The 16,755-nt window shown below is 68.4% G+C and carries 13 protein-coding genes; 4 read left to right on the top strand and 9 right to left on the bottom strand.

The window, feature by feature from the left end:
• Positions 1 to 619: 619 nt before the first annotated feature.
• From AC6CID_RS08755 to AC6CID_RS08745, 3 genes are read left to right on the top strand one after another with little or no spacing between them, the layout of a single operon-like run.
• The gene (locus AC6CID_RS08755) at positions 620 to 1,591 is read left to right on the top strand and encodes a ParA family protein (RefSeq protein WP_006550904.1); all 972 of its coding nucleotides are present in this window, start codon (positions 620 to 622) and stop codon (positions 1,589 to 1,591) included.
• Positions 1,588 to 2,805, top strand: coding sequence for a ParB/RepB/Spo0J family partition protein (locus AC6CID_RS08750; protein ID WP_498353838.1), 1,218 nt, complete (start codon positions 1,588 to 1,590; stop codon positions 2,803 to 2,805). The genes AC6CID_RS08755 and AC6CID_RS08750 overlap by 4 nt, the downstream gene beginning before the upstream one ends.
• A gap of 58 nt (positions 2,806 to 2,863) precedes the next feature.
• Positions 2,864 to 3,553 (top strand): hypothetical protein, encoded by a 690-nt coding sequence (locus AC6CID_RS08745; RefSeq protein WP_033098129.1) that lies wholly within the window; start codon positions 2,864 to 2,866, stop codon positions 3,551 to 3,553.
• A 75-nt stretch (positions 3,554 to 3,628) separates the two neighbouring features.
• On the opposite strand, the gene AC6CID_RS08740 is transcribed toward AC6CID_RS08745, so the two are convergent.
• The 4 genes from AC6CID_RS08740 to AC6CID_RS08725 form a co-directional block, all read right to left on the bottom strand.
• Positions 3,629 to 4,807, bottom strand: coding sequence for an N-acetylmuramoyl-L-alanine amidase (locus tag AC6CID_RS08740; protein ID WP_024102537.1), 1,179 nt, complete (start codon positions 4,805 to 4,807; stop codon positions 3,629 to 3,631).
• Positions 4,808 to 4,942: 135 nt separating this feature from the next.
• On the bottom strand, positions 4,943 to 5,272 hold the full coding sequence (gene trxA, locus AC6CID_RS08735) for a thioredoxin (RefSeq protein ID WP_006550900.1): 330 nt from the start codon (positions 5,270 to 5,272) through the stop codon (positions 4,943 to 4,945).
• A 46-nt stretch (positions 5,273 to 5,318) separates the two neighbouring features.
• Positions 5,319 to 6,284 (bottom strand): thioredoxin-disulfide reductase, encoded by a 966-nt coding sequence (trxB, locus tag AC6CID_RS08730; RefSeq protein ID WP_006550899.1) that lies wholly within the window; start codon positions 6,282 to 6,284, stop codon positions 5,319 to 5,321.
• Positions 6,285 to 6,484: 200 nt separating this feature from the next.
• Complete coding sequence (locus tag AC6CID_RS08725; protein WP_006550898.1) at positions 6,485 to 7,684, bottom strand: NADH:flavin oxidoreductase; 1,200 nt, start codon at positions 7,682 to 7,684, stop codon at positions 6,485 to 6,487.
• A 105-nt stretch (positions 7,685 to 7,789) separates the two neighbouring features.
• Between AC6CID_RS08725 and AC6CID_RS08720 the strand changes: the two genes are divergently transcribed.
• Complete coding sequence (locus AC6CID_RS08720; protein ID WP_006550897.1) at positions 7,790 to 8,341, top strand: TetR family transcriptional regulator; 552 nt, start codon at positions 7,790 to 7,792, stop codon at positions 8,339 to 8,341.
• 36 nt (positions 8,342 to 8,377) lie between these two features.
• Here the strand turns inward: AC6CID_RS08720 and AC6CID_RS08715 are convergent, their stop codons facing one another.
• The 5 genes from AC6CID_RS08715 to AC6CID_RS08695 form a co-directional block, all read right to left on the bottom strand.
• A complete protein-coding gene (locus AC6CID_RS08715) occupies positions 8,378 to 9,100 on the bottom strand; it encodes an RsmA family anti-sigma factor (protein WP_019290481.1) in 723 nt (240 codons plus the stop codon).
• Between the two features lie 54 nt (positions 9,101 to 9,154).
• The gene (sigM, locus tag AC6CID_RS08710; protein ID WP_033098127.1) at positions 9,155 to 9,703 is read right to left on the bottom strand and encodes an RNA polymerase sigma factor SigM; all 549 of its coding nucleotides are present in this window, start codon (positions 9,701 to 9,703) and stop codon (positions 9,155 to 9,157) included.
• Positions 9,704 to 9,845: 142 nt separating this feature from the next.
• Positions 9,846 to 13,664 (bottom strand): murein biosynthesis integral membrane protein MurJ, encoded by a 3,819-nt coding sequence (gene murJ, locus AC6CID_RS08705; protein ID WP_498353837.1) that lies wholly within the window; start codon positions 13,662 to 13,664, stop codon positions 9,846 to 9,848.
• Positions 13,661 to 16,144 (bottom strand): DUF6049 family protein, encoded by a 2,484-nt coding sequence (locus tag AC6CID_RS08700; protein ID WP_033098069.1) that lies wholly within the window; start codon positions 16,142 to 16,144, stop codon positions 13,661 to 13,663. The genes murJ and AC6CID_RS08700 overlap by 4 nt, the downstream gene beginning before the upstream one ends.
• Complete coding sequence (locus AC6CID_RS08695; protein WP_033098068.1) at positions 16,141 to 16,746, bottom strand: NUDIX hydrolase; 606 nt, start codon at positions 16,744 to 16,746, stop codon at positions 16,141 to 16,143. Before AC6CID_RS08695 ends, AC6CID_RS08700 begins: the two co-directional genes overlap by 4 nt.
• Positions 16,747 to 16,755 lie beyond the last annotated feature (9 nt).

The following is a 16,755-nucleotide window of genomic DNA, read 5'->3' as shown; positions in this document are numbered from 1 at the left end:
TCGCCTGGCGCGACGATCGCCCCGACACCCTCCCCTCCCCTACCGGGTCGGGAGGGTGTTGCCGTTTCCGAGACATTCTTTCCGACTCGAGGAATCTACTCGAGTACATTACCGGTGCAAAACGGTTGTTTCGGACGTTGTCACACCAGACCCGATCACCCCATGGCGTTTCGTCACTGTGATGTTTCAGATTCCCTGAAATGTGTTTATCAAACGAATTATCTTCCTGTGCACTCCGATTGAAACTCACTAATGTGAATAGTATTGCGGACCAGAGCATTTCAGTCTGGGTGTTCGCGGTTCTCGGGCCCACTCGTGTGGGTCGGGATTGTTTCACGTGAAACCACCGAGCCGCTCCTCCGCCTGTTTCACGTGAAACAACTCCGCTCCCCGTTTCACGTGAAACGTCACCCGGCCATGTCGCCGACGGAACCTAGAATGCGGATGGGATACTGAACCAACTGAGAATGCGTGCGCGTGGCCGGAAGGCCGGGGACAGCTCCGGGCCCGGGACTCGCATTCTCCCTTCGGCGCCTCGACCCGGTCTTCGAAGTCGCGACCGGGAAGCGACGAGGATGTAGCGTGCGAACCGAGCGGATCTACGTGTAAGGAGTGTTCTATGACGGGTGGATCTGAATCCGCTGTTTCACGTGAAACCGGAGGCGCCGAGGACGACTTCTCCCCCGTACCCTTCGACGGTTTCTCCACCGTCGACACCCCGATCGGCGCGGCTGCTCATCGCGCCACCCAGGTCCTGCATCCGAGCGATGCCAACGCACTGCCCAAGCCGCGCGAGCGTCGCGTCTTCACGATCGCCAATCAGAAGGGCGGGGTCGGTAAGACCACCACGGCGGTGAACATCGCCTCCGCGCTCGCCGTGCAAGGATTGTCGGTCCTCGTGGTCGACCTCGATCCGCAGGGCAACGCGAGCACCGCCCTGGGCGTGCCGCACTATTCCGGTGTGCCCTCGAGCTACGAGATCCTCCTCGGCGAGATCAATGCCGCCGAGGCCGTGCAGCAGAGCCCGCACAACGAACGCCTCTTCTGTATCCCCGCCACGATCGATCTCGCCGGTGCCGAGATCGAACTCGTCTCGATGGTCGCGCGCGAGAACCGCCTCCGGAACGCCCTCACCAAGGAGGCGCTAGGCGACCGCGAGTTCGACTACGTGATCATCGACTGCCCGCCGTCGCTCGGTCTGCTCACGGTCAACGCGCTCGTCGCGGCGAAGGAAGTTCTCATACCCATCCAATGCGAGTACTACGCACTCGAAGGTGTCGGGCAGCTCCTGCGCAACATCGAGCTCGTCCAGTCGCACCTCAACCCCGAACTGCACGTCTCCACCGTCCTCCTGACGATGTACGACGGTCGCACCAAGCTGGCCGATCAGGTCGCCGCAGAGGTGCGTGCGCACTTCGGCAGCGCGGTGCTGCGTTCGGTCATTCCCCGCAGCGTGAAGGTTTCCGAAGCTCCCGGTTACGGGATGACCGTTCTCGACTACGATCCTGGATCGCGCGGCGCGATGAGCTACCTCGACGCCGGGCGCGAGTTGGCGGCACGCGGGGTACACGAGAATCAGGGGAACGGATGAGCGCGACACGTAAAGGTGGGCTCGGTCGAGGTCTGGCAGCGCTCATCCCCACCGGTCCCCCGGTGGATGCAGAGCAGAAGCCCACGACCGCCCCGAGTTCCACTGCCGCCGCCCCCACGGCCACCGCTCCCACCAATACCGCGGCGCCGGCCAAGTCCGCACCGGCCGCGGGTGAACCGTCGAAGCCTGCTTCGGGCGGACAGTCCAAGTCGGCTGCGTCGCGTCGCCCCGGCTCGTCGGTCCTGAACCTCCCGTCCTCGGGTTTGGGTATGGCAGCCGCCGATCTCATCATCGGCGACGGCAGAACGCCGGCGCCCGCGTCCCCGGCGGAGCCTGTCGAGGACGACGCGGCACGGGCGTCCGGAGCGGCATCCGAAAGCGAACCCCTCCCCTCCCCCACCGGAGCGGTGTACCTCGAGATCCCGATCGACCGGATCGAGCCCAACCCGAAGCAGCCGCGGCAGGTCTTCGACGAGGAAGCGCTCGCCGAGCTCGTCCACTCCGTCCGCGAGTTCGGGCTCATGCAGCCGGTCGTGGTCCGCCGTCTCGAAGGCGACCGATTCCAGCTCGTGATGGGTGAGCGTCGCTGGCGTGCCGTCCAGGAGGCAGGCCTCGGCACGATCCCCGCGATCGTCCGCGACACCGAGGACGAATCGCTGTTGCGCGACGCGCTGCTCGAGAACATCCACCGGGTGCAGCTCAACCCCCTCGAAGAGGCCGCGGCCTATCAGCAGTTGCTCGAGGAGTTCGAGGTCACCCACGAGGAACTCGCGAGTCGGCTCGGACGGTCGCGGCCGGTCATCACGAACATGATCCGGCTGCTCAAATTGCCGGTCGCGGTGCAACGACGCGTGGCGGCCGGAGTGCTGTCGGCCGGGCACGCGCGTGCCTTGTTGGCGCTCGAGGCCGGTGCCGACGCTCAGGAGGCACTCGCCGCACGCATCGTCGCCGAGGGCCTGTCCGTGCGGGCGACGGAAGAAGCCGTCGTGCTCGCCAACCGCAACGACACCCCCGACGCTCCGCAGCAGAAGCGTCGGAAGCCCATCCAGATGCCGGGGCTGCAGGACGTCGCGGAGCGTCTGTCGAACTCCTTCGACACGCGCGTGACCGTGAGCCTCGGCAAGCGCAAGGGCAAGATCGTGGTGGAGTTCGGTTCGGTCGACGACCTCGAACGCATCGTGAAGATGATGGAGTCTCAGACCGACCTTTCTTGACTCCTCGTCGGAGCAAGACAACAGTCTGTAGACGAAAGACGTGGAGGCGAGCTATCCCGTGTCGACCCGAGTATCACCGCTCACGTTGAGTGGGATCGAGCAGTTGCCTGCTCATGCGCGACGGTGCGTTTTCTGGGAGCTGGATCCCACCTCATCGCCCGACGTTCAGCAATTCGCCGACCCCGAATTCGAGAAGGAAGCATGGCTGTCCATGGTCCTTCTCGAATGGGGGTCGTGCGGCCAGATCGCGACGATCGGCGACAAGGCCGCCGGGTGCGCGCTCTACGCTCCGCCGGGCATGGTTCCCCGCGCGCAGGCCTTCCCTACCGCGCCCGTCAGCGCCGACGCGATCCTGCTGACATCCATGCGGACCGAACCGCACGCGGACGAGCCGGATGTCGGAGCCGACCTCATCCGCGGTGTCGTCGCCGATCTCGTCCGTCGTAACGTCCGTGCCATCGAGGCCTTCGGGATCCGACGTACCGCCGACGTAGAAGCGAGCGATGTGCCGCACGCGACGGCCGCACTCGGGTGCTCCGACACGGAGTGCATGATCGACGCAGACTTCCTCGAGGACATGGGCTTCGAGGTCGTCGCCCCGCACTACCGCTACCCGCGGCTGCGTCTCGAGCTCGACCGCGACCACGAGTGGAAGTTCGCCGTGGAGGCCGCCCTCGATCGGCTCCTCGAGGAGTCCTCTCTCACCGTCGCGGATCTGACCGCAGGTTCGGCCGTCGGCGCCCACTGACGTACACCCGACACCGACGAAAAAGGACCGCCCCGCAGACTCTGCGAGGCGGTCCTTTTCTCGTCTACGGGCCTGCTAGCGACTGTCGGAGATGGACAACTCTTCGGCAAGCAACTCGGCGAAGGTGTACGTGCCGGTCGGCTGGTCGTCCTGGCCGAGCAGGTACAGCCGCTTCACCGCGATGAGGATCGCCTCGGCGATGATGTCGCGGCTGCGCGGATCGGCGAGCAGCGCGGCGTCCTGCTCGTTGGTGAGGTAACCGAGATCGATCTGCACCGTCGGCATGTTCGTCAGGCGCAGCAGATCCCAGGTGCGGCCGTGGCTGCGGCAGTCCTGCAGGCTCGTGCGGGCGACGATCTCGCGCTGGATGTAACCGGAGAGCACCTGTCCGATCATCGACTCGGACCCGTGCGAGTTGCCGTAGTGGAAGCTCGCGATGCCGTTCGCGGCGGGGCTGTGGCTCGCGTCGCACCGCAGCGAGATCATGAGGTCGGCACCGAACGCGTTGGACGTGCCCGCGCGTTCGACGTCGGTCGGATTCACGTGGTACGGCCGCGACAGGAAGGTCTCCATGCCCGTCGCCGCCATCCGGCCCTCGAGCCGACGCGCGAGATCCCACAGGATGTCGGCCTCGGAGATCGGGCCGTGAGGGCTCGGCACGATGATGCCGTGGGTGTTACCGCCGAGACCCGGGTCGATGACGATGCGCTTGCCGCTGAGCTGCGGACCGGAGCGGCGCACGATCTCCTCCTCGGAGATCGCGTGGGGCGACCCGCCCGACACGCGCGTGCCGAGCAGTTCGAGCGAGCGCAGTGTCTCGGCACCGCAGATGCCGTCGGAGGCGAGTCCGATCTCGCGCTGAAAGGAGCACAGACCCTCGTGGGTCTTCGGCCCGAAGTAGCCGTCCACGCGGTCGACGTAGAAGCCGAGATCCTGCAGACGGGTCTGCAGGGCCGCGACATCGTCGCCGTAAAGCGGAGCGGAGAGCTGATACATCAGGGTGCGCGCACCGAGCTTGTACGACGCTTCCTTCAAGGAACGGTAGGTCGCGGGGCCTACGGTCCCGTCGACGAGCAGACCGCGCTGCTGCTGGAACGCGCGCACGGCTCCGTCGAGTTCACGATCGAAGGGGACGTCCGATCCCATCCAGTCGCCCGACTCCTCGGGCTCGTTGTGCAGGAAGCCCAGGCCGGCCAAGGTGCTCCGGATCTCGGCGACCGCCGGACCGTGGTCGCCGTGACGAAGAGGGCGCATGTATCGGGCCTTTCCGTGCTGACAGGATCGGTGCCCGGCGTGAGGGCTGGGCAGCATCGAACGGGAGTGGGATGAAGGATGTGCCCGTGAAGACGGGCTCACGGGCACATCCGAGAGGTTGATCCTGGGACGGTACTACAGGACGTCCGCGAGATCCCGAAGCAACGCCGCCTTGCCCTTGGCCCCCACGATCGTCTTCGTCGGCTTGCCACCGGAGAAGAGGATCATCGTGGGAATCGACATGACCTGGTAGTCGCGTGCGGCCGACGGATTGGCGTCGATGTCGAGCTTGGCGACGGTCAGCTTGTCGCCGTGTTCGGCTGCGATCTCCTCGAGAACCGGAGCGACCATCTTGCACGGACCGCACCAAGTGGCCCAGAAGTCGACGAGGACGGGCTTCTCGGACTGCAGTACGTCCTCGACGAACGACGAGTCGGTGATGGTGACGGTGTTCTTGTCGGCCACGGATGTCTCCTGAATCTCGGGGTGGAATGTGGAACGGGGTGGTGGATCAGGCCTCGGCGAGCGTCGGCGCCTCGACCTCGCGGTTCGCGACGAGCCACCGCTCCGCGTCGATGGACGCCGAGCATCCGGTGCCGGCGGCGGTGATCGCCTGGCGGTAGGTGTGGTCGACGAGGTCGCCCGCGGCGAAGACACCCGGCACGGAGGTCGCGGTGGACGGCGCCGAGACCTTCACGTAGCCCTCGTCGTCGAGGTCGACCTGACCCTTGACGAGCGAGCTGCGCGGGTCGTGGCCGACGGCGACGAACAAGCCGGTGACCGGCAGGTCGCTGCGCTCGCCGGTGACGGTGTCCTCGAGGACGAGGTTGGTGACGCTGTTCTCGCCCTGCACCTCGGCGACCTTCGCGTTGGTGACGAAGCGGATCTTCTCGTTGGCGCGGGCGCGCTCGAGCATGATCTTCGAGGCGCGGAACTCCTCGCGGCGGTGGATGAGGGTGACGCTGCGCGCGAAGCGCGTCAGGAAGGTCGCCTCCTCCATCGCGGAGTCGCCACCGCCGACGACGGCGATGTCCTGGTCGCGGAAGAAGAAGCCGTCGCAGGTCGCGCAGGCGGAAACGCCGCGGCCGAGCAGCTGCGACTCCCCGGGCACACCGAGGTAACGCGGCTCGGCGCCCATCGCGAGGATGACGGCGTGGCTGCGGTAGGTCTCGCCATTGGCGACGACCGTCTTGACCGGGCCCGTGAGGTCCATCTCGTCGACGTCCTCGGTGCGCAGATCGGCGCCGAAACGCAGTGCCTGCTCGCGCATCTGGTCCATGAGCTCCGGGCCCATGATCCCGTCCTTGAAGCCCGGGAAGTTCTCGACCTCGGTGGTGGTCATGAGCTCGCCACCGAACTGCGTTCCCTCGAAGACGAGCGGGGTGAGTTCGGCGCGGGCCGCGTAGATGGCGGCGGTGTATCCGGCCGGTCCCGAACCGACGATGATGAGGTCGTGAATCGTGGGCGAGGTCGTCATGCGGCGGAGCCTTCCGGTTGGGTGAACGGGGGCGCGAGGACTGCGGGCGATCCGGCCGGAACCGGACGGCAGCCTACAGATACTGTCAACACCAGGGTAAACGGTGTTGTTCCCCTTCCGCCGTGCGTCCCGCCACAGACGCCCTGTACGGACCGGCCGGTCGCCCGACCGGCCCGCCCTCGATGCGAACCGGTACGGTCTCAGGCCGCGCCGGGCACGTCCCGCAGCGTCTCGCGGATCACGCAACGCGTGCCCGTATAGATGGTCGGCATGCACTTGTTGCAGTGGATACACAGACCTTCGTGTGCCGTCTTCTCCTCGAACTTGCGGACGAGATACGGATCACGCAGCAGCGCGCGGCCCATGGCGACGAACTCGAAGCCTTCGTCGAGCGCCGTCTCGATAGTGTCGAGCCGGTTGATGCCGCCGAGCAGGATCAGCGGGATCTTCAGTTCCTCGCGGAACTGCCGGGCCATGGGCAGGAAGAATGCCTCCTCGAACGGGAGCTTCGGGAAGATCTTCGGCCCGTAGACCTTCAGTCCCCAGCCGACGACCTTCGGCTGCGACGCCTGGAACTCCTTCATGGGGACGTCGCCGCGGAAGAAGTACATCCCGTTCAACAGCGAGCTCCCGCCGGTGAGCTGCATGGCATGGATGGTGCCGTCGGACTCGATGAGCTTGGCCATGGGCAGGGACTCGTCGAGCCACAGACCCTGGGGCACGCCGTCGGTCATGTTGAACTTCGCGATGACGGCCACCCCCTCCCCCACCGCCGTGCGGACGGCCTCGAGCACGCGACGCGGGAAGGCGGTACGGCCCTCGATGCTGCCGCCGTACTTGTCGGAGCGCTTGTTGAGATTCGGGCTCATGAAGGAGCTGAGCAGGTAGTTGTGCCCGAGGTGGACCTCGACGGCGTCGAATCCGGCCTCGACGGCGAAGCGCGCGGCGCGTGCGTAGTCCTCGACCACCCGATCGAGCTGCTCGAGTGTCGCGCCGCGGACGAGCCCCATGGCGGGGGCGCTGATGCGCGTGGACGGCGCGAGCGTCTTCATCTTGTTGGAGATCTGGTTGGCGACGAGTCCGGCGTGGCCGATCTGCGCGGAGGCCAGACCCCCGGCGGCGTGCACGGCGTCGGTGAGCCGGGTCAGGCCGGGGACGGAGTCGGCGTCGAGCACGAGGGTGTCGCGGTGGACGCGGCCGTCGTGGGAGACCGAGCAGTAGGCGACGGTCGTGAGGGCGGTGCCGCCGCGGGCGACCTCGGCGTGGAATTCGACGAGTTCGTCGCTGACGGCTCCTCGAGGCATGACCCCTTCGAAGGTTGCCGCCTTGACGATGCGGTTGCGGAGGGTGAGCGGCCCGAGTCGGGCCGGTTCGAACACGGTGGGTCGCGGCGAAGACATGCCCCTACTTTCGATGCCAGTGGTATCGTAATTGCGCTTCGACTATAACGCTCGTCACACTCCGCGCCAGATCGATTCCCACTCGGTCCCGACATCACGGATCCCATGCCCAGCACCGCTCCGGGGCGCCCCCGCGACCCCCGAATAGACAACGACGTCCTCACCGCCACCCGCGAGATGCTCCGCTCCCACGGCTGGGACGGGCTGAGCCTGCGGGCGGTCGCCGCCCGCGCCGGCGTCGGCCGCGCCGCACTCACGCGTCGGTGGCCGACCAAGGCCCACCTGGTGCTCGACGCACTGCTCGGTTCCGCACCCGATCTGACGCCCTACGACGGCATCGATCGCAAGGGCTGGATCGAATGGGTGGTCACCGGGAGCATCGAATTGTTCTCCCGGCCGGAGGTCCGCGCTGCGCTCCCGGGGCTTCTCGCGGCACTGCGGGACCACGACGACCTCCGCAACACGCTCTGGCGCACGTTCAGCGGCCCCAGCACCGCCCTGTTCGCCGACGGCGACGGCTCGGACGTCGAGATCGACGCCAAGGCCGTGCTCGTGATGGCAGCGGGGTCGGCGTTGTTCGCCGGCCTTATCGCCGCGGAGGACGACACACCCGCGCTGCGCGCGCGGATCCTGGAACTGTTGTCGACCGTGGCGTAGCGCCGGACCCGAGCGCCGGACCCGAGCGCCGAAAGGTCAGCCGATCGTCTTGCGGACCAATATCGCGGGATCATCTGCGTCGCAGTCGGTTCCGACCACCAGAGCGGTAAGCGCCGGTGCGTCCGGTCCGCTCAACAGGACGAGGACGGCATCGTCGCCGGCGTACCGCACCGCGCGTGAACCGATCGGTGACCGGCCTTCGAAACCGTTCGCGTCCAAGCATTCTCGGAGACGATCGGCTCCACCGAGGAGACCGGGATCGGTGTCGCCGATCATCGCCCGCAGGGTGGAGGGTTCGAACAGGGCCTCGTCTTCCGCTGCCGCGACGGGAACACCGGTCGGGTCGTCGCTACCGAAAGCCGTTTCGCGCACGACCACCACGAGCAACACCGCCACTGCAGCCGCGACCGCGGCACCGGCCACCGCCCACCGGCGACGCCGTGCGATGCGGGACGGTGTGGACCGGACATCGGACCGGTCGTCGGATCGATCCTCCGCGAGCGCGGCACCGATACGCGCGGCGATCTCGGGCGGAATCGATTCTTTCGGTGGAGCGCCGCGCAGGGCCGACAACCGCGCCTGCGTCGCGTCGAGCCGCGCCAGATACACGACGGCCCCGGGATCGCGGCGCACGCGCGGCCACAACCGGGCGGCGAGCTCCTCGTCGAGCACCCCGGCATGCAGATCGGCGAGCAACTCCGCGGAGTACGGCGGGCGCATCTCGGCGGAGTTCGACGGACGCATCTCGTCCTCGTTCATGCGCGACTCTCCTCCGCGGTTCGGCATCCCTCACCAGAGTAAGACGGAGGGGGATCACGATCGGTTCCCCTCGGAGCGAAGGTCGTCGAGAAGAACTGCGAGCCGGCTCCGCGCGCGGGCACAGCGGCTCTTGACCGTTCCCTCCGGAACACCGAGACGTTGCGCCGCCTCCCGGACGGAGAAACCTTCCACATCCACCGCGACGACGGCTGCCCGCTGGTCGGGTGGCAGTGCGAACAGGGCGGATTCGATGTCGAGTGCGATCTCGGTGTCGTGGATGGGATCGCGCGGGGTACGCAGGTCGTGCGAATCGTCCTCGAACAGTGGGACGGTCACGCGGACACGATTGCGGCGGATGCGATCGAGGCACGCGTTGACGACGATCGAATGCAACCAGCTGCGGACCGCGGCGTCCTCCCGGAAACCCGAAGCCCTCCGGTGCGCCGAGAGCAGTGCCTCCTGCAGCGCGTCGGCCGCGTCCTCGTTCGAGTAACTCGTCCGCCGCGCGACCTGCCACAGATGGTCGTGATGTCGTGCCAGCAAGGCGGAGAAGGCATGCCGATCGCCTGCGATGTGTGCTGCGAGCAGCTCGGCATCCGACACTGCTCCATCGGACGCCACCCCGTCCGACACGCTTCCGCCGTCGTCGACACCCCCGTCGGGCACGGCGATTTTTGCGATCCCCCCGAAAATTCGCACGCGCGGATGGTAGCCGATCCGGACGATTCCGCCCGGCTGTCCGCGGTCAGCGTGCGGCTTCGAATTCCACTTCGGAGAGGGAACTCTTGTTGCTTCCGCCGCTCGAGCTCAGATCGGTGATCCACACCAGCACGTGCGAAGTCTGGCCGTCCGCCTCGACCGGGATCGTGGTCTCACCGGAAGCCAGTGTGCCCGAACCGATCACCTGCGTCTGATCGAGCGACGTCGACTCGGACGGTGCGCTGCGCACCTCGACGACCGTGCCCGGCGTGTCGGTGGTGACCTTCACCGCGGACAGTTCCGACGCGTCGGCGAGCGTGAACAGAAGTCCGACACCGTTCTTCAGCGACGGGAACGGATCGAAGTAGGCATCGGTGCTCCACGAGGTGGACGGATCACCGTCGATCGCCTGCGACGCGGTGGCGGGCGAATCGGGTGTGCCCTGAGGCGAGAACACCGACACGGAGGTCGCGGAGACCGGAGCGCTCGCCGCCGGTCGCGGCGGCGCGGCCTCGACCTGCTCGTCGCCCGCCCCCTCCTCGGCGGGTGCCTCGGCAGTGGGAGTCAGACCGAACTCCTGACTCGTCAGCGGAGCATCGTTGGCATCGCCGGCGAGCAGGTTCGCGATCCACCATCCGATGAGCGCGAGCAACAGCACTGTCGTGGCACCGAGCGCGGCCAGGGCGATGAGCATCCGCTGCGAATGTTTCTTCTTCTGTTCCAGCGCTTCGGGATCCGCGAGTGCATGCGTCTCCGCGGCGGCAGCGCGCTGCCCGATCCGCAGTGCCGGGATCATCTCGGTCTTCTGATCGACGACCGACGCCTGGTCGAGGATGTGCTGCACGGTCGCGGCGGTCCGGATACCGCCGTCCTCGGACAGGGCACGCACCGCGACCGCCGAGATCTCGAACGGCACATCGGGACGCAGGACGCGCGGCTCCACCGGCACACCGTCCTTGCGGTCGGGCTCCGGCATTCCGCCGACGGTGGCACCGCTGTGGTGCGGGACGGGAACGCCGCCCGGAGCCGATGGCTCACCGAGCGGCCACCGTCCGGTGATGAGTCCGTACAGGCTCGCGCCGAGACCGCGCACGTCGGACATCGCGTCGGAATCGGAGAAGGTCGCGGGGAAGGCCAGCACGGCGTCACCCGCCACGCTGATGCGGATGCGATCCGGGTGGTCGATCGACAGCGCGCTGCCCGCACGGTGCGACGCCTCGGCGGCGGCCGCGAGCGCGCGGATCGCGCGTGCCGCACCGATCGGCGACGGCTCGGTGGTGGACATCTCCTTCAGCGACCGGCCGGGAGTCCACTCCGAGATGACGATGCCGCCCGAGCTGCCGCGCACCACGTCGAGGACGCGGGCGAGTCCGGGCGAATTGATACGACCGAGGCGCAGGGTGCGCGAGAGCACGGCCTGCGGCGAGTCGGGGCCGGTGCCGTCGGCCGCGCGCTGTTCCGCGTCGACGAAGGTCAGCGCGACCTCGCGATCGAGCTTGACGTCGAGTGCCTGCCAGAAACGCAGACCACGCGCGCCTCCGTGCGGGGCGAGCAGACGGTAGCGACCACCGGCGACCGAGGCACCGGCGATGAGATCGGGGCCGCGCATCGGACGGCGCGGCTGGGAGGCCGGGCCCGCGACACGCACCGGCGGGAGCTGCGGGGATCCGACGGGGATGACACCCGTGTCGAGGTTCGGATCGCGCGGCGGGCGCTTGCCGTCCTTGTCGGCAGACTTCTGCCGTGCGGCGGCATCGATGGTGGACTTGCCGGCAGCGTGGTCGTCGCTCACCCTCACTCCTTCGTTGTCGACTCGTCCACTTCCGGTGTGCAGACGCGGGTCGCCGCTGGGGGCCGCGAAGAACCGTGGTCGACGGCTCCCGGACCGTACCTGCTGCTGATCAGGGTACGGGAGTTGTCCGTGCGCATTGCTGCGACCGGGCACGTCCCTGATGGCGGGCATGACCTCTGTGATGGCGTCATAAGGTCCGACGCCGTACTCGCCGTAGTCGATACGCGGCAGGATGACGGTTTTCTCGGCATCCGATTCGGCGTAGCGCGGACGCGGGACGGGGGCGGGAGCCGGTGCCTCGTCGGAGGTGGTTCCGGTCTCGGGTCCGGAGGGGGCCTCCTCGACCGGGACGGTGCCGCGCAGTGCCGCGACCTTCCGTCGCACGGCCGCTTCGATCGCGAGGATCTCGGGCACCTTGAGCAGGTACATCCCGACCAGCGCGACGAGCACCATGAGCACACCGTTGAGCCCGACCCGCACGAGCGAGCCGATGCCCCCGAAGCGGTCGGCAAGGACGTCGAGTTGCAGGAGACGGTCGGTGACGAGCACGACAATCGCCGCGGCGAGCGACGCGAGCACGACGTGCCAGACGGTGCGTCCGACGTTTGCCATCTGCAGGTCGCCGAGTGTGCGGTGCAGCAGATAGCCGCCGATGAACGCTCCGACGGTGAACGCGACGCCCGTGGCCGCGCCGAGGAGCAGCACCACCTGCTCGCCGTTCGCCGCGACGACGGGCGCCAGCGCGGACAGGCCGATCTTGACGGCGGTGATGCCGAGGATGATCCAGGTGGGGGTCCAGGCCTGTTCCCTGGCATAGAACACGCGCAGGTGGATGAGCACCAGCGCGTACGGGATGAGCGTGAACGCCGACCAGCTCACCGCCTGGCCGAGGCGTTCGGCGTTGCTGCCGCCGAAGTTGCCGTAGCCGTACAGCGCGGCGCCGACCTGCGAACCCGCGATCGTCAGGAAGGTGACGATCGGGATGAGCGAGATCATGGTGAGGCGGGTCGCGACGGACAGGTCGTCGACGACGGCCGGGGTGTCGTCCGCGGCGGCGTTGCGACTCAGGCGCGGCATGATCGCGGTGAGCACGGTGACACCGAGGACGCCGTAGGGCAGCTGCAGCAGCAGCCACGCGTTGTTGTAGATCGCGGGACCTGCCTCGTCGGCGCCTGACGACACACGCGTGGCGAAGACCATCCCGGCCTGGCTGATCAGCACGTACAGCACGATCGCGGCGGCCATGCCACCGAACTGCCGGAGCCGGTCGTCGAGACCCCACAACGGCCTGAGATTGATGCCTTCGCGGCGCAGCGCGGGTACCAGGCACATCGCCTGCGTGATGACGCCGAGCAGCACGCCGATGCCGAGGACGAGCAGTTTCGGATCGCTCATCCGCGCCGGATCGAGCGTGATCTCGCCCGGCATCAGGTAGTAGATCACCAGCACGGTGAGCACCACGAGGTTGTTGCACACCGGGGCCCAGGCGCCCGGCTTGAACACCTGCCGGGTGTTGAGGATGCCCGTGAACAGGCCCGACAACCCGTAGAACATGATCGCGGGCAGGAGCAGGTACGACAGCGCTGTGGTCAGCGACGTCGAGACCTTGCCGGACTCGTCGAGGAAGACGTGGGTGGTCAGGACCGGGGCCGCGGCCACCGCGAGAACGGTCGCCGTGCCGAGCAGCACCAGCGCCGCGGTGAACAGTCGCCGGACGAAGGCCTCACCGCCGTCGGGGTCCTCCCGCTCGGCCCGCACCAGCACCGGCACGACGATCGAGGTCAGGACGGCGCCGAGCACCAGTTCGGAGATCATGTTGGGGATCTGGTGCGCCACGGTGAAGGACGACGCGACGCTCGCACCGAGCAGGGTCAGGATGAGCAGCTGCTTGAGGAAGCCGGTGATGCGGCTGACCAGGGTCGCCACGGCGATGGAGCCGGTCGCCGCGAGCAGGCTCTGCGGCCTGCGGCGACCCGCACCGGCACCCGTGACGTCCGGTGAGGTGGTGGGAGAGTCCGACGGTCCCGGGTTCGGGTGTGTCTCCACGTCGTCCCGTGTGGAGTTCCCGGTCATTTCTCATACCCTTCGTCGGCTGGATCCGGCTCTCCCCGGAACCGGTGCAGAAGTCGCCTGCCCGCCAGGAACAGCAGGAGGGCTCCCGCACATCCCGTGACGACGGCGAGGATCTGGCCGTACGCATTGGAACGTACCGTCACCGTCGTCGAGCTGCCGAGAGGCAGGCCGGAGTCGGTGGTGAGTGCGAACTCCAACCGGAGGTTCCGCGAGTCGCTGATCTGAGCCGGCACCGTGAGGGTGCGGCTGCCGCGCGGCGGGAGCTGGGTCGGCCCGATATCGGTGATGTCCACCGTGTCGGGCGCGTCCACCTGCAGCCGCACGGTGATGCCCACGGGCAGGTCGTTGCGCGCGGTGAGCAGCAGCGGACTCTGTTCGGACGTCAGGGTGTACACACCGCCGGTCGAGATGACCGTCACGGCGTCGTAGATGTCGTCGACGGCCTCCCGCACCTCGGAGGCGCGGTGCTCGCCGGTCGCGTAGGCACCGTCGGCGTCGGCACCGCGACGACCGGCCAGGCTCATCGCGCGCAGCAGGTCCTCGCGCAGCGGGGCGGTGAACTGCTGCGGGGTGAGCTGGGCCTGCGGGTCCTCGACCAGCGCCGTCTGGATCGCGTCGAGGCGGCCGATCTGTTCCTCGGCCTCGGACACGACCGCCGCGGAGGCGCCGTCGGTGATCGCCTGCTCGGGATAGACCAGCATCGAGGCCGTCGGGTCGTTCGCGGTGTTCGCGGCCGCGTCGACGAGCGCGGCGAGCGGTCGCGGCGTGGTCAGGCCCGAGCGGACGAGCGTGGAGAGCATCGACAGCACGGAGGCGGCGTCGTCGGGCGATGCCGACCAGTTCTGCGGCGGCGCGAACAGCACCGATCGGCCTGCGGCCGGCAGTGCCGCCCCGGTGACCTCGCTGACCGTCGGCACCATGGCCGGCCAGGCCAGCGCGCCGAGGGCGTCCTGCAGGCGGGCCGTCGAGGAATCGCGGGAGAGGTCGTAGCGCGCCGAGGAGGGGACGAAGGACGGCGTCTGCGGGTCGGTGCCCATCCCGGCCAGTGCCGCGGACGCGGACGAGTCGAACAGGGCGGCGGTGAGGCCGGAGACACCGGAGATCCGGAAGCCGTTGCCGCCCGGCGCGGTGGACGGCGTCGACGACGTGCCCGCGAGCAGGGCGCGTCCGCCCTCGAGGGCGTTGTCGGACACCAGAGCGGTCACCGGGCCGTCGGCGGCGAGCATCGATCCGGTCTTCTCGGTGAGTACGCCGGAGTCGGGCCACATCACGCCCGGGGTGGAGGTGACGCCGAGGATGGAGTCGACGATGGCCGCCGGTGATTCGAGCGCGGAGTCGGTCAGGGACGAGTCGGCGAGGTCGCCGAGCGCGGTCAGGTCGACCTGTGCGAACGGCACGGCCATCGTGCAGGTCGTCGCCGCGAGGGCACGCAACCGCTCGAGCCAGGCGACCGCGGCATCCGTGCCCGAGCCCGGACGCGCATCGCCGGTCGGTTCGTTCGGATCCTCGACGACGAGATAATCGCGCGTCATGTTCGCGACGGTCACGAGCAGGTCCGGGTCCACGGCCAGGCACAGTCCCTCGAGGACGCGGGGTTCGGTGCGGGCGGTGTCCTCGACGGCGCGCAGCAGACCGTCGAGCCTCCCGCCCTCGGTGAGCGAGGCCGCGAGGTCGTCGTCGACCAGGCGTACCGGCTCGGTGCCGGAACCGGCCACGCCGGCGGCGAGCCTCGGCCGATCGGCCAGTGGCCACAGCATCGTGACCGCGGCGGGGCGGGACACGTCGGGCGGTACGGCGGGGAACGCCTTCTCCTCGCGGTCGAGCCGGCCGTCGTCGGACGAGCGGGTCGTGCCCCGCGACCCGCCGTTCCCGGTTTCGGTCTCCTCGGTGACCTCGTCGCTCGCGGGAACCGCGAGCACGGGCAGCAGGAAGCGTGCGTCGTCGAGCCGGGCCGCCCCGCCGTATTCGGGGACCCCGTTGACGTTCACCAGCAGCGGGTAGACGCCGGGAGTGTCGATGTCGAGCGACGGCACGAGATCGGAGCGCAGCGGCAGTTCGAGTTCGAAGTCGGCACGTTCGCCCTGCCCCAGCCGGTCGGCGACCTCCTCGAACTCACCGACCGTGTCGAATCCGGCCTGGTCGAGGGACAGCGAGGTGCGCAGCGCTGCGGAGTCGGAGACCACCGGTGCGCGCTGCAGCCGCACCCAGACGTCCTCGACGTCCCGGTCGCCGATGTTCGCCACCGTGCCGCGGACCGTGACGACGGACTCGCTCGTGAGAGTCACCGTCTGCGGCGTCACCTCGTCGATACTCAACTCGAGGAAGCGCGGCTCGTCGGGGTCGGTCTGGGCTGCGGCCGGATTCGCCGAGGCCGTCGGGAGAAGAGTCGTCGGCAGAAGAGGCGTCACGCCTGCCGTTGTGAGGACGAGTACGAGCACGGCGAGCACCGCGGCGCCCGCCCGGGACACCACCACCGTCATCCGCGTGGGGCCCCCGGTTCGTCGGCATCGGGGAGTCGCGTGTGGTCCATCTCGGCGATGAGCTGATCGGCGATGTCGGCGAGCTTGCGTTCGTCGGCGTACGCCAGGCGGGTCCGCAGTTCGCGCAGCGGCACCCACGCCACCTCGGTGACCTCGACGTCCGCGTCGGAGAGTTCTCCGCCGAGATAACGCAGCAGATAGTGGTGCACGGTCTTGTGGACCCGGCGGCCCTCGGTGACGAACCAGTAATCGATGCTGCCCAGCTCGGCGAGCACCGAACTGCGCACGCCGGTCTCCTCGCGGACCTCGCGCATCGCGGTTTCCTCGGCGGTCTCACCCTGCTCGATGTGGCCCTTCGGCAACGACCACAGCAGGCGTCCCCGCCGGTCGGTGCGGCCGATCAGGGCTGCGCAAAGTTTCTCGGGCGGACCACCGAGTCCGTCGACCACCAGACCTCCCGCGGAAGTCTCGCGGACGGTCCGCATGCGAGGTCCGGGCGAAGCGGACGATCCGGGCGAAGCACCGTGTGCGGTCTTCTTTGCGCCCGCGCCACGCCGCCGCGAGCTGCGGCGGTTACGGTTGGCACGTTCGGCGGGCGACACCTCATAGAT

Source organism: Rhodococcus sp. GQ147, assembly GCF_059759155.1.
Note: the sequence above shows the minus strand (reverse complement) of the source record. Positions and strands in the feature narration are given on the sequence as shown.